At 35.7% G+C, this 14,843-nt stretch carries 12 protein-coding genes; 6 read left to right on the top strand and 6 right to left on the bottom strand.

All coding sequences use genetic code 11. From position 1 onward, the window contains the following. Positions 1 to 10 precede the first annotated feature (10 nt). Complete coding sequence (locus tag Q4500_RS10210) at positions 11 to 415, top strand: thiol-disulfide oxidoreductase DCC family protein (protein ID WP_303599567.1); 405 nt, start codon at positions 11 to 13, stop codon at positions 413 to 415. A 132-nt stretch (positions 416 to 547) separates the two neighbouring features. Next, the gene (locus tag Q4500_RS10205; protein WP_303599566.1) at positions 548 to 1,660 is read left to right on the top strand and encodes a DUF748 domain-containing protein; all 1,113 of its coding nucleotides are present in this window, start codon (positions 548 to 550) and stop codon (positions 1,658 to 1,660) included. A 2-nt stretch (positions 1,661 to 1,662) separates the two neighbouring features. Here Q4500_RS10205 and Q4500_RS10200 read toward each other — a convergent pair whose 3' ends face one another. Beyond that, positions 1,663 to 2,964, bottom strand: coding sequence for a dicarboxylate/amino acid:cation symporter (locus Q4500_RS10200; protein WP_299799857.1), 1,302 nt, complete (start codon positions 2,962 to 2,964; stop codon positions 1,663 to 1,665). 61 nt (positions 2,965 to 3,025) lie between these two features. Next, positions 3,026 to 4,090 (bottom strand): chorismate synthase, encoded by a 1,065-nt coding sequence (gene aroC, locus Q4500_RS10195; RefSeq protein WP_073244629.1) that lies wholly within the window; start codon positions 4,088 to 4,090, stop codon positions 3,026 to 3,028. Between the two features lie 228 nt (positions 4,091 to 4,318). Between aroC and Q4500_RS10190 the strand changes: the two genes are divergently transcribed. Continuing rightward, positions 4,319 to 5,188, top strand: coding sequence for a UDP-2,3-diacylglucosamine diphosphatase (locus Q4500_RS10190; RefSeq protein WP_303599565.1), 870 nt, complete (start codon positions 4,319 to 4,321; stop codon positions 5,186 to 5,188). 3 nt (positions 5,189 to 5,191) lie between these two features. Here Q4500_RS10190 and Q4500_RS10185 read toward each other — a convergent pair whose 3' ends face one another. Continuing rightward, positions 5,192 to 8,107, bottom strand: a complete 2,916-nt coding sequence (locus Q4500_RS10185; protein WP_303599564.1) for an FAD-binding and (Fe-S)-binding domain-containing protein — start codon at positions 8,105 to 8,107, stop codon at positions 5,192 to 5,194. Between the two features lie 90 nt (positions 8,108 to 8,197). On the opposite strand from Q4500_RS10185, the gene Q4500_RS10180 reads away from it, so the two are divergent. Together Q4500_RS10180 and Q4500_RS10175 are read left to right on the top strand one after the other, a co-directional pair. Continuing rightward, a complete protein-coding gene (locus Q4500_RS10180) occupies positions 8,198 to 8,677 on the top strand; it encodes a hypothetical protein (protein WP_303599563.1) in 480 nt (159 codons plus the stop codon). A 103-nt stretch (positions 8,678 to 8,780) separates the two neighbouring features. Continuing rightward, positions 8,781 to 9,899 (top strand): AhpC/TSA family protein, encoded by a 1,119-nt coding sequence (locus Q4500_RS10175; protein WP_303599562.1) that lies wholly within the window; start codon positions 8,781 to 8,783, stop codon positions 9,897 to 9,899. 70 nt (positions 9,900 to 9,969) lie between these two features. Here Q4500_RS10175 and Q4500_RS10170 read toward each other — a convergent pair whose 3' ends face one another. Beyond that, positions 9,970 to 11,628: a hypothetical protein gene (locus tag Q4500_RS10170; protein ID WP_303599561.1), complete on the bottom strand. Its 1,659-nt coding sequence runs from the start codon at positions 11,626 to 11,628 to the stop codon at positions 9,970 to 9,972. A gap of 127 nt (positions 11,629 to 11,755) precedes the next feature. Next, the gene (locus tag Q4500_RS10165) at positions 11,756 to 12,406 is read right to left on the bottom strand and encodes a rhomboid family intramembrane serine protease (RefSeq protein WP_133672838.1); all 651 of its coding nucleotides are present in this window, start codon (positions 12,404 to 12,406) and stop codon (positions 11,756 to 11,758) included. 58 nt (positions 12,407 to 12,464) lie between these two features. Here Q4500_RS10165 and Q4500_RS10160 point away from each other — a divergent pair, with 58 nt between their 5' ends. After that, positions 12,465 to 13,361: a lysophospholipid acyltransferase family protein gene (locus tag Q4500_RS10160; RefSeq protein ID WP_303599560.1), complete on the top strand. Its 897-nt coding sequence runs from the start codon at positions 12,465 to 12,467 to the stop codon at positions 13,359 to 13,361. A 67-nt stretch (positions 13,362 to 13,428) separates the two neighbouring features. On the opposite strand, the gene glmM is transcribed toward Q4500_RS10160, so the two are convergent. Then, positions 13,429 to 14,817, bottom strand: coding sequence for a phosphoglucosamine mutase (glmM, locus tag Q4500_RS10155; protein WP_303599559.1), 1,389 nt, complete (start codon positions 14,815 to 14,817; stop codon positions 13,429 to 13,431). Positions 14,818 to 14,843: the final 26 nt, after the last annotated feature.

Here is a 14,843-nt window from a genome sequence, read left to right as displayed (position 1 = left end):
ATTTTACAATGTGAATTCAAATAAAAAAATCATTCTTTTTGATGGTGTTTGCAACTTATGCAACAGCAGTGTTCAGTTTGCTATAAAGCGAGATGAAAATGACATTTTCAGATATGCTGCCATACAAAGCGAAACAGGAAAAAAGTTATTAGACGAACGTAATATTGATACTAATGAAATCGATTCCATTATTCTAATAGAGCTTAACATTGCTTACTACACCAAATCAACAGCTGCCCTCGAAATTGGCAAGGATTTGAAAGGACTTAGTACCGTATCTTCTATTTTACTATGGCTACCAGAATCCTTTAGAAATATCGTATACGATTTTGTTGCTGCAAATCGATACAAATGGTACGGTAAAAAGGAGGCTTGCATGATACCTACAGAAGAATTAAAGAGCAAATTCATTTAAATACTACTTTAATAGCCCCTTAAAGCTACTTTTAATCCTAATATCAAAACTTTTATCCCTATTACTTCGTAACGCAAAACTTTTAATTTCAATCATTTATCTTATCAATGTTTGAAATAAAGATTGAGTTATATGAATGATATACATAGGAAACATTATAAGAAAAAAAGATATTTGATACCGGTAGTATTAATTATACTTCTCGTTGTAAATCGTTTATCCCTCCCCTATTTTGTAAAAAATTACGTAAATAAAGTCCTTGCTGACATACCCGGTTACTACGGTCAAGTAGAAGATATTGATTTATCTATTATTCGCGGAGCTTATACTATAAACGGCATGTACTTAAATACAGTCGATGGTAATACTGAACTTCCTTTTTTAGACTTCAAAAAAACCGACATTTCAGTAGAATGGAATGCACTTTTTCATGGAAAAATAGTTAGTGAAATTGAAATGACAGATCCTACCATATTATATGTATTTGAAGATCAACAGGACACCACAGGAGTTGCCGATACTGAGGACTGGTCTAAAGCGCTAACCGATTTAGTTCCAATTGACATTAACCAATTTACGATTAAGAATGGAAAATTTGCATTTTTACAATTACAAGCTGATCCAAATATTGATTTACACTTATCTAACGTAGAGTTATCAGCATCCAATCTTAGAAACGTTGTAGAGAAAACAAGAACGCTACCTTCTAACATACATGCTACAGCCACATCAATTGGAAATGGAGACGTCATATTGGACGGGGATATGAACTTGGTTAAGCAGATTCCCGATATGGACGCCTCTTTTAGTCTTGAAAACGCAAATGCGAAGGCTCTTAATGATTTTACCAACTATTACGCAGGTATTGATTTTGATGAGGGCTCTTTCGATTTATTCGGGGAATTAGCAATTGCAGATGGTTACATGAAAGGCTCTTTTAAACCTATTTTAAAGAATGCAAAACTCATAGGCAAAGACGACGGATTTCTACAGACCCTTTGGGAAGGATTTGTAGGCTTTTTTAAGTTTGTTCTAAAAAATCATAAGAAAGATACCCTTGCTACTAAAATACCAGTAGAAGGAAACCTAAACAATGTGAAAACAAAGATTTGGCCAACAGTAACTAGAATATTCAGAAATGCATGGATTCAGGCTTATAATGACGTTGTAGATGACGATCTTAATTATCAAGATGCCACTGAAGGTGCCGATAAGTTAAATAACAAAAAAACTAAAAAGAAATAGCTTTACTTTTTATAATTGTCATCCCAATTCTTGACTTTAGGTTCATGTAACTTACCTACAGATTTCGCTACCATCATGGAGACAGTTGCATCTCCTGATACGTTTATAACCGTTCTGCACATATCTAATGGTCTATCTACAGCAAATATTAATGCTAAACCAGCTTCAGGTATACCTGCTTGAGCGAGTACTATAACTAGCATTACCATACCAGCTCCTGGTACGGCAGCACTACCAATTGAAGCCAAGGTAGCGGTAACGATAATTCCCAACTGTGCCGACAAACTTAAATCCATACCAAATGCCTGCGCAATAAATACTGCAGCAATGGCTTGATATAAGCTAGTACCATCCATATTTATAGTTGCACCTATTGGTAATACAAAACTTGTCACTTCTTCATCTACGCCCAAATGCTCCTCTACCCTCTCCATTGTTACTGGTAAGGTAGCTGCGCTTGAACTTGTTGAAAATGCTAAGAGTTGAGCTGGTGACATCCCCTTCATAAATGTACTTGGTGACGTTTTTGTAAAAACCCAAACCAAAAGTAGATATACACCTAACATTAACGATAGCCCCAAGACAACACAGAAAGCATACCATGCCAATGCTTTAAACAAATCTAGACTAGGCGACTCTACTACTAAAGCTGCTAATAATGCAAAAACACCAAATGGTGCCGCTAACATGATAAGGTCAATCATTTTTAGAATTACCTCATTGAAACCGTCAAAGAATTTTTTTACGGGCGTGGCTTGTTCTTCAGGTATAAGTATTAATCCAATTCCAAAGAAAATAGCGAAGAATATAACCTGTAACATATTACCGTTGTCAGAAGCTGCAGCAAAAATATTACTGGGCACCAAGTCTTCTAAAGCCTGTAATGGTCCGGCTTCTTTTTGTTTATCTGCTTTACTTTTAATTGCATCTGCATCACCTTTGTAATTTTCAACTAGTTCGGTACGTGTTGCTTCACTTATTGAAGAACCTGGTTTTACAATGTTTACGACACCTAAACCAATAGTAACGGCAATAACCGTGGTAGCGATATAGATACCAATAGTACGACCACCCATTTGAGAAAGTTTAGAGATATCCTTAAGATCAGATACTCCTTTTATCAGTGAACCTAAAATAAGAGGAACGGCAATTAACTTTAATGAGTTGATGAAAATATTACCAAAAGGCTTAATCCAATCTGAAATCAATTTTGGTCCCCAATCTAATTGAACCATGGCTAAAGCAAATAAAACTCCCGCTAACATTCCTATTAGAATTTGCCAATGCAACTCAAGCTTCCTCATATATAAATTAGTTTAGGGAAGTAAGATAGTATTTTGCAAGGAAAAGTGCTAAAAACGGAACCTATAATTTGATGGTCCTGTTCAATAAGGTATAATCTGCTAAAACCAATGCGGTCATAGCCTCAACTATTGGTACTGCTCTAGGTACTACACAAGGATCATGTCTTCCCTTACCCTGAGTTTTAATGGTATTACCCTCTTTATCAATTGTTTCGTAGCCTTGAATTACGGTTGCGACAGGCTTAAAAGCTACATTGAAATAGATATCCATTCCGTTACTTATTCCGCCCTGAATACCACCACTATAGTTAGTTTTTGTAGAACCGTCATTATTAAATTGATCGTTGTGTTCACTGCCTTTCATCTTAACACCTTCAAAACCGCTACCATACTCAAAGCCTTTTACAGCATTTATAGATAACATTGCCTTTCCCAATTCAGCGTGGAGCTTATCAAAAACGGGTTCTCCTAAACCAATCGGTACATTTTTGGCTACACATGTAATAATACCGCCAATGGTATCGCCGTCTTTTTTAATAGACTTGATATATTCTTCCATCTTTGCTGCCATTTCTGGATCAGGACAACGCACGTCATTAGTTTCCGTCAACGATAAATCTAATTCAGTATAGTGCTTACCTAAATTCATATCTCCTACTTGAGAAACAAAAGCTTGAATTTCTACACCTTTCAAAAACTGCTTAGCAATAGCACCTGCCACTACTCTACTTGCCGTTTCACGCGCAGAACTTCTACCGCCACCACGGTAATCTCTAAAACCATATTTCTTATCATACACGTAATCTGCATGCGATGGCCTGTACGAATCTTTTATATGTCCGTAATCTTTAGATTTTTGATTTGTATTATGAATTGCAAAACCTATTGGTGTCCCCGTAGTTTTACCTTCAAATATTCCTGAATAAAACTCTACTTCATCTGGCTCTTTTCTCTGAGTAACAATGGCTGATTGCCCTGGTTTACGACGATTAAGGTCATTCTGTATGGCATCAAAATCTAATTCTATTTCTGATGGACAGCCATCTATAACCCCTCCAATTGCTTTTCCGTGAGATTCTCCAAAAGTGCTTACCCTAAATATGTTTCCGAAGGTATTTCCAGCCATAATAAATGCGTTCTTAATGATGTAATACTGATTGTAATACTTACAAATCAACCGACTTCAAAGGTAAATGTTAAATGCTGGAAAGAAAAATTTTAAAAGCGCATAATATTAGCTTAACCTTATGGATTTGTGATAATGATTATTTAACCTTATGATTAAAAATTGTTGACCTAGCAAGTAGTTGTTGCCTATACCATTGGGTTTAATTTTGCCTTAAAAATCATCCCTTTGAAAAAGCGACGTCTTGAAATTGTTGTGCTTTCTGATATTCACTTAGGTTCTTATGCATGCCATGCAGAAGAATTACTAACATACCTATCTAGTATTGATCCAAAAATCTTAATTCTGAATGGCGATATTTTAGACGCAAAGAAAATGCGTAACAATTACTTTCCTCCCTCCCATCTAAAAGTAGTTAAGAAAATATTTTCGTTAGCTTCTAAAGGTACTGATGTACATTATATCACCGGTAACCGTGACGAACCTTTTCGTAAAATTGATGAGATTTACATGGGAGCAATACAAGTTTCTAATAGATTAACATTGAAACTGAACGGGAAAAACACACTCTTTTTCCATGGAGATATTTTTGATTTTTCATTTCGGCACTCGCAATGGCTATTGAATTTTGGGGGTACAGGTTTTGACTTGCTTTTAAAACTTGCCAAGTTGAAAACAAAAACGTTTAATCTTTTCGGAAAAAAAAACAAACCTTTTTCAAATCCGGAATTAGAATATGGAGAACGTGACCCCAAACAAATTGCACTTTTCGAGAAAAACGTAGCCAAAATGGCTATTAAACAACATTTTGACCATGTAGTTTGCGGACATAGCCACGCACCGAACAAACAGCTATTTGAAACTAGAAAAGGAGAATGTCTTTACCTAAATTCTGGAGATTGGGTAAAGCACATGACCGCCCTTGAATATTCTTTTAAACGTTGGAAAATCTACCGCTACGAAAATGATAAGCTAGCTACATTCTATATGGATGAAGAACTTAAGTCTATGAACATAAACGAGCTTATCGAAACAATTACACAACGCAAGACAAGAGAATTGAATAATCAAAAAGAGCGAGACGGACTTTCAGATTAATTATCACACCAAGGCTTCTTTCAATATACTTACCGGATGTTGTGCTATTCGCTTTGTACCATCAAATATTTGGTGTCTACAACTTGTACCATTGGCAGCGATAATTGTTTCTGGAGTTGATTTATTAACCGCAGGGAATAATTTTAATCCGCCAATTTTCATACTGGTTTCATAATGCTCTTCTTCATACCCAAAAGAACCAGCCATACCACAACAACCAGATGCTATAATGGTCACCTTATAATTTCTTGGCAGATTCAATACATCAAAAGTTACTTTTTGATTACTCAATGCTTTTTGATGACAATGATTATGAATTTTTATATCTCTAGCTTCTTCTGTAAAATCAGACGAATTTAAATTATCTTCTGCTATTTCTTTTGCTAGAAACTCTTCTATTAAAAATGAATTATCAGCTATTTTCTGAGCCGTGTCTTTATCTGATGTCATACGTTTGTATTCATCTCTAAAAGATAAGATTGCCGAAGGCTCTAAACCTAAAACTGGCAAACCAACTTCTGCAAACTTTTTTAACTCTTGAGTATTCTTAATCGCTAGCTTTTGAGCTTGTTTTAAAAATCCTTTAGAAAGAAATGTTCTCCCACTTTCCGCATAATACAATTTAACATCGTAGCCAAGTTTCGTTAATAGCTCAATAGCATCTTTACCAACCTCAATATCTAAGTATTTAGTGAATTCATCGATAAACAAAACTACTTTTTTCTTAGACTTAATATTTTGATTACCATATTCTTGAAGATGTTTATCGAAATTAAAGCTATATACCTTAGGTAAAGTACGTTCTTTGGCTACTCCGCTCGTTTTTTTCAACAAACTGCCTAGAAATTTGGAGTCATAAATAGCATTTGTCAAACTAGAAACCTTACTTCCTAACCCATTTAGCTTGGTGTTATATGCAAACAATTTTCCTCGTAAAGAATAGCCATTTGCTTCTTGATATTGATATAAAAACTCTGCTTTCAAAGTTGCTACATCTACATTACTAGGACACTCACTTGCACAGGCTTTACAACTTAAACAAAGGTCAAAAGCCTCTTTAATCTCAGGACTATCGAAACTATTCTTTGCCGCACTATCAGGATTCGTCAAAAACTCTCTTAAGGTATTCGCTCTACCTCTAGTCGTATCTTTTTCATTTTTGGTTGCATGATAACTAGGGCACATACCACCGTTCATATGATGGGTCTTTCTACAATCACCACTACCATTACATTTTTCTGCGGCCTTCAGGATACCTTCACTATCAGAAAAATCCATCAATGTTTTAATCTCTGGTTCTTTGCGGTCTACCTCATATCGAAATGACTTATCCATTGGGTAGGCATCTACAATTTTACCTGGGTTGAATATGCCCTTAGGATCAAAATAAGATTTAATTCTTCTTAAAAGTTCATAGTTCTTATCGCCTATCATTATAGGTATAAACTCGGCACGTACAATACCATCGCCATGCTCTCCACTAAATGAACCTTTATACTTTTTAGTTAGCTTAGCAACATCGGTAGTAATATCTCTAAACAACCCAACATCGGTTGATTTCTTTAGGTTTAGAATAGGGCGCAAATGCAATTCGCCTGCACCTGCATGTGCATAATACACCGCACTTTGACCATAACCCTTCATAATCACAGAAAATTCTGCTATAAAATCTTTTAGATCTGGTAAAGCTACTGCAGTGTCTTCTATACAGGCTACAGCTTTCATATCACCTACTATATTACCTAGCAAACCCAAGCCTGCCTTACGCAACTCTATCGCTTTTGGTATTTGGGCTCCAAATAGTACAGGATTGGCATAACTGAGGCCTGATTGGGCTATCGTCTTTTGTAATGAAGCAACAGCTTCTTTCAACTCAGCTTCTGTATGTGCTGATACTTGTAGCATTAATAATGCTGCCGGATCACCTTCTACAAAAAATCTATTCTCTAATTGCGCGCGGTTATTCTTTGTGCAATCTAAAATGACTTTATCCATCATTTCGCACAATTGCAAAGGGTGTTTCATAACAGGAACTACATCCATTAAACAATCTTCTAAAGACGTATAATGCGAAACGACCATTGCCGATAATGCTGGTGGCAAATCATTTAATTGAACCGTAATTTCTGTTGTAAAAGCTAAAGTGCCTTCACTACCACATAGCAATTCTGCCATATTAAAGTAAGGTAAACCACCACCAAATAAATCGGACTTCAATAACTCGTCTACGGCATAACCTGTATTTCTTCTATGTATTTCTGGCTTTGGAAAATGTTCAATTATTTCAGAGGCTATATCATTATTATCGAGTTCTTTAAATATATTATTATAAAGTGATGCTTCAAGTGTATTTTCTTGTTGCTTTTTCTTAAATTCTGACGCTGTAATTCTTCCAAATTCAGCCTCACTCCCGTCTGACAGAATGGTTTTCATTGAGATAACCTTATCCCTTGTCACCCCATATTGTATTGATGTGGTTCCCGATGAATTATTACCCACCATACCACCAATCATACATCTGTTCGAAGTTGATGTATTAGGACCAAAAAACAATCCGAAGGGTTTTAGATATTGATTCAACTCATCTCTAATAACACCTGGCTCAACGGTTACCTGCTTCTTTTCTTGATCGAGGCTTATGATTTCTGTAAAGTGCTTTGATACATCAACAACCAAACCATCACCTACACATTGCCCTGCCAGAGATGTACCTGCAGTTCTTGGGATAAGACCAATATTTTCATCATTGGCAAATCGTATAATTTTTTTAATGTCATCAACACTTTTTGGAAAAGCAGCCCCTAAAGGTATTTTTCTATATACAGAAGCATCTGTAGCATAAATAGTCTTGGTAAGATTATCAAATCGTACTTCTCCCTCTATATCTTGTCGTAACTTTGACAGCGAATTATTATCCAACTTAACACAATTTTGATTGCTAAATTAAGTTTTATTGTGTGAGCTACATTACAAATTGGCTCATTTTTCATCACAAAAAAGAATAACTATATGAAGATTTTAAAAGGAATTACCGTATTGATATTTATGGCAACTTGCTCACTTTCTGCACAAGAAATATCGAATCATGCATTAGGATTACGATTAGGAGACAGTGACGGATTCGGTGCTGAAATCAGCTATCAAAAATCTCTAACACGCGACACAAGGGTTGAATTTGATCTTGGATGGAGAGATAGTAGAAATTTTAATGCATTTAAAATAGCGGGTCTTTACCAATGGGTACGCCCAATTGAAGGTGATTTTCAATGGTACTACGGCGTTGGTGGCGGATTAGGAAATGTTGATTTTCCCGGTGATGATGGCGGTCTATTCGTTTTTGCAGCTGGTGACATTGGTATAGAGTACAATTTTGACATTCCATTAATATTATCGTTAGATTTTAGACCAGAGTTAGGAGTCGTCGGTTATGACGGATTCTCTGATAATTTTGATTTTGATATCGGACTCGGTATTCGTTACCAGTTTTAACCTCAATTAAACCAATATAATAAAGACCTCTGACCATTGCGTTAGAGGTCTTTTTTTATATCCTATATATAAGTACATTTGCAACTTAACCTAAGTGAAATATATGAAACATAGTATTTTAATACTGCTTGCAGGAGTCTTATTGTTTAGCTGCAACTCAAAGCCAGAAAGCTTTACCCTTAACGGAAAGCTTAGAGGTGAAATGACTGATGGCACTCGTGTTTTCTTGAAGAAAATAGGAGAAAACAATCAACCGATGGAAGTTGATACCGCTACCACAACAAATGGTGAGTTTACTTTTACCGGAAAATCTGATATTCCTGAACTTCACTACATCTTTGTTGAACAACTACCTGGCTATACCGCTGTAATTCTTGAAAACGGAGAAATACAGTTTAGCGCACAAAGAGACAGTATGGGCTTCGCCGATATAAGCGGAACTTTTCAAAATGACACCTTCGCTGATTATATGGAGCAATCGAGAGAAATTTCTATGCAAGCGCAATCTATTCAACAAGATATGAAAGCTGCATCTGGTGAGTCGGCATTGGCTTTACAAGATGAAATGAAAGAACTTCAAGAAGAGTATAAAACATTTGAGCTTGATTATGTAAAAAGTCATCCTAAAGCATTAATATCTGCTTTAGTATTAGATAGAGCTGTTGCTACAAAAGCAGTTGAATTAGAAGAAGCAGAAGAAATTTACAAAACGCTTTCAGAAGAAATTAAAAGTTCTAAACCAGGAAAGCAAATTTTAGAAGGCATTGAAAAACTAAAGACTTCTGAAGCTGCTGGTAAAAATTCTAGTATTGGCGTAAAGGCTCCTGAATTCTCAGGTCCAAGTCCTGATGGAACTGAACTTGCATTAAAAGATGTAATGGGAAAAGTAACTTTAATTGATTTCTGGGCTGGATGGTGTAGACCTTGTAGAGCTGAGAACCCTAATATCGTTGCTGTTTATAATAAATACCACGACAAAGGATTAAATGTTCTGGGTGTTTCTTTAGATAGAACCGATGAAGCATGGAAAAAAGCCATCGCGGAAGACGGATTGGTTTGGAACCATATTTCTAACATCGCTTATTTCGATGATAAAATCGCTAAACTATACAATGTTGATGCAATACCTGCAGCATTCTTATTGGACGAAAACGGAATAATAGTTGCTAAAAATCTAAGAGGTCCTGAACTAGAAGCTAAGGTTGCAGAGTTACTGAACTAGATTTCGAAACATAACGCAAAAAAGCCCGAATATTAAATGTTCGGGCTTTTTTTATGTCTTTATCGATTAATTAAAATACATCTCTAACATCTCTATAAGTACCTTCAACCGTAGTATTTGCTCCTCTAGTAACACTACCAAAGATGTTTACTACAGAATCATCACCTAGAAACTCTATAGTCGCTCCTTCATTAAGAGTTAAATCACCATATATAGTTAGATTACCTTCAACTCTTAAGGTTGCCCCTGAGTTTACAGTTATATTTCTTCTTTTATTATTCCTTCCAACTACTATAGTTCCATTCATTTCAAACAAGCCATCTGAATTGATATTAACACCTTCTTTTACGGTCCAAGAGCCACATAGCAACAAATTGCCACCAATGTTTATACTATTGAATCTTTTTGACCCTCTATATGCAAAATCGTCTCCGCTATTTACATTTAAATTTGCACTGCCAGAATAACTTTCTAAATCTGAACAACGATCTGTTAAGCTATCGCTAGGTCTATTAAGTTTAATAATCTGAAATCCTGATTTACCTGATGCAGCAAAAATATAATCATCTTTTGTTGCTACATAATTTATCGAACCAGTTAGCTCAATTACACCAACACCAACAGTACTATTATCATTAGTTTCTGAAAGACTTAATCCGCCAGCACCGTTAGCCATCAAAAGAACATTTTCGTTCACTGCAACGCCATTGGTTACAATTTCACCTGGCTCTGCATTTTCCGGACTAGTTAAAATAGGCAAGTATTCTACAAAGCTTCCTGATGTTGCATTATATACTCCAGCTCCTTTTGTTCCTTCCGAAACAACTATATTTTCATTTAAATAATCTAAAGTACGTTTGGCATCTATACCGAAATCAGATTCTATAGCTATGCTACGAAGGGTATTTAAATTCTGATCCAAGAAGCTTACACCTTGTGCAGCATCTAAAACAGCGATTTCATTACCACTATACGCTACAGCACGTAAATCTGAAAAAGGCGCTTCACTTAAAGTAGTTAAATTATTTTTATCATAAACAACCACCAAGCCATCTTGACCACTAGTTACCACGACGTTGTTATCTATAATTCTAACATCTGTTGCATTAAAGCCCTCTTGAAAACCGTAAGCGATATTAGAAGTATTCATTCTACCTCCGCTAACAGCAATTTTAGCTACTAATGAATTTGCCGTTGCGGTAACAGATTGCTCAGCATCTACGCCACCTGCGACATATATATAACCATTATCATAAGCTATAGAATTCAAATCTGCATTTGTATAGTACACTCTTGATGTAACTCTTGGGTTGGTAGGATCACTAATATCGATGACATCAATAGCACCAACATAATCTTGACCTACAGTATTGTAAGACACATAACCATAATCACCATCTAAGGCAACATGGGTAGCAGCTAAATTTTCTCCATTTGTAAATGATGGAGGGGCAATTTGAGCAACTAAAGAAAGTGGATAATCACCAGCTTCTGCATCTTTGCCTGTTATACTCGACCTTTTTGCGCTGGCGATAGGATCTTCAAAAATGTCTAAAACACCGGCTCGATCAAAGTTTACACTATTATCTAGCTTAGATTGATCGGTTTCACTTACTAAATTATCTTCTGGGTTTTCAAAAATGGTGGTTTCATCACTACAACTTGCTATAAAAAGCGAAGCGGTTATAGCCATTAGCCATACTTTTCTTACAGATAGGTTTGATTTCATTTTAATCGGGTTTTTTGCACTAACGCCCCGAATTGCCCTCTTGTTGTCTATACACAGAGAAATACGATGAAATACACTTTATTAGGGTTAATAATACACTTTATCGGTTAAAAAACAGGAAAGTAATCTAAATCTTACCCATTTTCTCAAGTACCAATAATAGTAGTATTGGCAATGCCAGCAAACCTACCATTAGAGTTTCTGTCTGCAATAAGCTAGGCATGAATAATAAGGTACAGGCATACCCTCCAATCGCTCCTCCAAAATGAGCAGTATGTCCAATATTGCCTAATCGCTTTTTCATACCATAAATAGAATAAAGCAAATAACCAATACCCACAACATACGCAGGAACCGGAATTGGAATAAACATAATACCCAATTGCATGTTTGGTTGTAAGAGAATCGCCGAATACAATATACCCGTTACCGCACCACTTGCACCAACCGCAGAATAATAAGGTTCGTCTTTATGAAAACTTAATGCCAACAAGCTACCACCAATAAGACTTACGGCATAAATGATTAAAAACTGAGTTGTTCCAAACCAATTGATGACTACGCCTGCAAAGAAATAAAGCGTAAGCATATTAAACAATAAATGTGAAATATCTACATGCAGAAATCCCGATGTTGCCATACGTTCTTTCTGACCCGCTTTAATTGCCCCAATACTAAATTTGTAGCGTTCAAAAAAAGTAGTATCATTGAATCCCTTCATTGACACTAATACATTTGCCGCTATTATTGCTATGGTCGCTATATCAATGTTGTACATTATCTGCCCTTTATTTGGCGTCAAATATAACTATATTTGCCCATAATTTTTTTTGAAAATGCAACTACTGGCCTTTGTTTTGATCTATCCCTTTTTATGGGTTGTTTCTATTTTGCCACATCGCTTATTTTATGGTTTATCTGATATTGCCTGTTTCTTCATATATCGCGTATTCGGTTATAGAAGAAAAGTGGTGCAAGAGAATTTGAATTTGGTCTTTCCAGATAAGTCTGCTGATGAAATTCATCGTATTGAAAAGGAATTCTACAAACACCTTTGTGATATGTTTTTAGAAATGGTCAAAACCATGAACCTTAGTAAAGAGGCTGTCGCTAAAAAATACCACCTTGTAAATCCTGAAGTTTTACTGGAAATCGAAAAAGAACGAAGTATTATTATTTTATGTGCACATTATGCCAATTGGGAATGGAACGTAAGCATCAATAACTACGTAAACTCTAAGGGGTATGCCGTTTACCAGAAAATAAACAACTCTTATTTTGATAATTTTATTAGAAAAACTAGAGCTAGATGGAATACTACTTTAATAACCCAAGCACAGACCGCCAAAACAGTCATTCATAATTTTAGAAATAATGTCCGTGCTACGTACGGTATGGTAAGTGACCAGTCACCACAAGCGCATAGAGCACATTATTGGACAGATTTCATGGGCATTACTGTTCCAATATTTAATGGTGGTGAAGCGCTAGCACGAAAGACAGGATTAGCAACGGTATTCTTAAAAGTAAGCAAAGTAAAACGCGGACACTACAAAGCAGAATTCACCCCTATCTCTATAAATAGCAAAGAGACCAAAGAACATGAAATCACGGACAAATTCTTAAGACTCACCGAAGAGCAAATTCGGGAAAAACCTGAATACTACCTATGGACCCACAAACGTTGGAAACATAGAGGTAAAAAACCTGCAGCTTTTGCTGATGTTAGTTAAGACTATTGAAAATAAAAACCGGAAGCAGTTGAACTGCTTCCGGTTTTTTTATCGGCAAATATGATTTTTATAAACCGGCTATAGATTTTATCTCACCAATAATTCTATCTGCTAATCCATCAGCCTCTGTCTGACTTTTAGCTTCTGTATAAATTCTTATTATTGGCTCGGTATTCGATTTTCTTAAATGAACCCAGTTTTCTGCAAAATCAATCTTTACACCATCAATAGTAGACAACTCTTCATTTGCATACTTTTCAGCCATAGATTTTAAAATTCCATCAACATCTAACCCAGGTGTTAATTGAATTTTCTTTTTGCTCATAAAGTAGCTTGGGTAGCTAGCTCTTAATTCTGCTACTGTACCTCCTTTTTCAGCCATCAGCATTAAAAATAAAGCTGTACCTACTAATGAATCTCTACCATAGTGACTTTCAGGATAAATAATACCTCCATTACCCTCGCCACCAATTATAGCGTTATTAGCCTTCATTTTCGTAACTACGTTTACTTCACCTACTGCAGCAGCTTCATATGTACCACCATGTTTTTGGGTAATATCACGCAATGCACGAGAAGACGATAGGTTAGAAACCGTATTGCCTTTTGTTTTACCTAAAACATAATCAGCACAAGCGACCAACGTATATTCTTCACCGAACATTTCACCATCATTACTAATGAATGCCAAGCGATCTACATCTGGATCTACTACAATACCGAAATCAGCTTTTTCTTTAATAACTAAATCGCAAATATCTTTTAAATGCTCTTTTAATGGCTCTGGATTATGTGGAAAATGACCTGTTGGTTTGCAATACAATTCTACCACTTCTACTCCAAATTCCTTTAAAAGCTTTGGTATTGCAATACCACCTGTAGAATTCACCCCATCAACCACAACTTTGAATTTCGCTTTTTTAACCACCTCGGCATCAACCAAAGAAAGGTTTAAAACTTCATCTATATGTATGTCAATATAACTGTCGTTCTTATTTATAACTCCTAAATCATCAACATCAGAAAAATTGAAATCTTCTTTTTCTGCAATTTCAAGAATTTTAGCACCTTGAGCAGCATCTAAGAATTCTCCTTTTTCGTTTAACAACTTTAAGGCATTCCATTGTTTTGGATTATGACTTGCTGTTAATATAATTCCCCCATCGGCGTTCTCCATTGGTACAGCAATCTCTACAGTTGGTGTTGTAGATAAATCTAAATCAACAACATCAATACCTAAACCTACCAAAGTAGACACTACAAGGTTCTGCATCATCTCGCCAGATAAGCGGGCATCACGACCAATAACAACTTTTAATTTATCTTTTTTAGAATAGTCTTTCAACCAGATTCCGTACGAAGCAGCAAATTTTACTGCATCAATAGGTGTAAGATTGTCTCCTGGTTTACCTCCAATTGTTCCTCGTATTCCTGAAATAGATTTTATTAGTGTCATATAATCTTAATAAGTTTTTTGCAAAT

The organism is Maribacter sp. 1_MG-2023 (assembly GCF_030547005.1).
Lineage (GTDB): Bacteria > Bacteroidota > Bacteroidia > Flavobacteriales > Flavobacteriaceae > Maribacter.
This window is presented reverse-complemented; position numbering and strand designations above follow the sequence as displayed.

What these genes read in the sequence shown, in the direction of transcription:
- Q4500_RS10205 (WP_303599566.1), top strand. Translation starts at nt 548, where the DNA reads ATGAATGATATACATAGGAAACATTATAAGAAAAAAAGATATTTGATA.
- Q4500_RS10200 (WP_299799857.1), bottom strand. Translation starts at nt 2,964, where the DNA reads ATGAGGAAGCTTGAGTTGCATTGGCAAATTCTAATAGGAATGTTAGCG.
- aroC (WP_073244629.1), bottom strand. Translation starts at nt 4,090, where the DNA reads ATGGCTGGAAATACCTTCGGAAACATATTTAGGGTAAGCACTTTTGGA.
- Q4500_RS10180 (WP_303599563.1), top strand. Translation starts at nt 8,198, where the DNA reads ATGAAGATTTTAAAAGGAATTACCGTATTGATATTTATGGCAACTTGC.
- Q4500_RS10175 (WP_303599562.1), top strand. Translation starts at nt 8,781, where the DNA reads ATGAAACATAGTATTTTAATACTGCTTGCAGGAGTCTTATTGTTTAGC.
- Q4500_RS10170 (WP_303599561.1), bottom strand. Translation starts at nt 11,628, where the DNA reads ATGAAATCAAACCTATCTGTAAGAAAAGTATGGCTAATGGCTATAACC.
- Q4500_RS10165 (WP_133672838.1), bottom strand. Translation starts at nt 12,406, where the DNA reads ATGTACAACATTGATATAGCGACCATAGCAATAATAGCGGCAAATGTA.
- Q4500_RS10160 (WP_303599560.1), top strand. Translation starts at nt 12,465, where the DNA reads ATGCAACTACTGGCCTTTGTTTTGATCTATCCCTTTTTATGGGTTGTT.
- glmM (WP_303599559.1), bottom strand. Translation starts at nt 14,817, where the DNA reads ATGACACTAATAAAATCTATTTCAGGAATACGAGGAACAATTGGAGGT.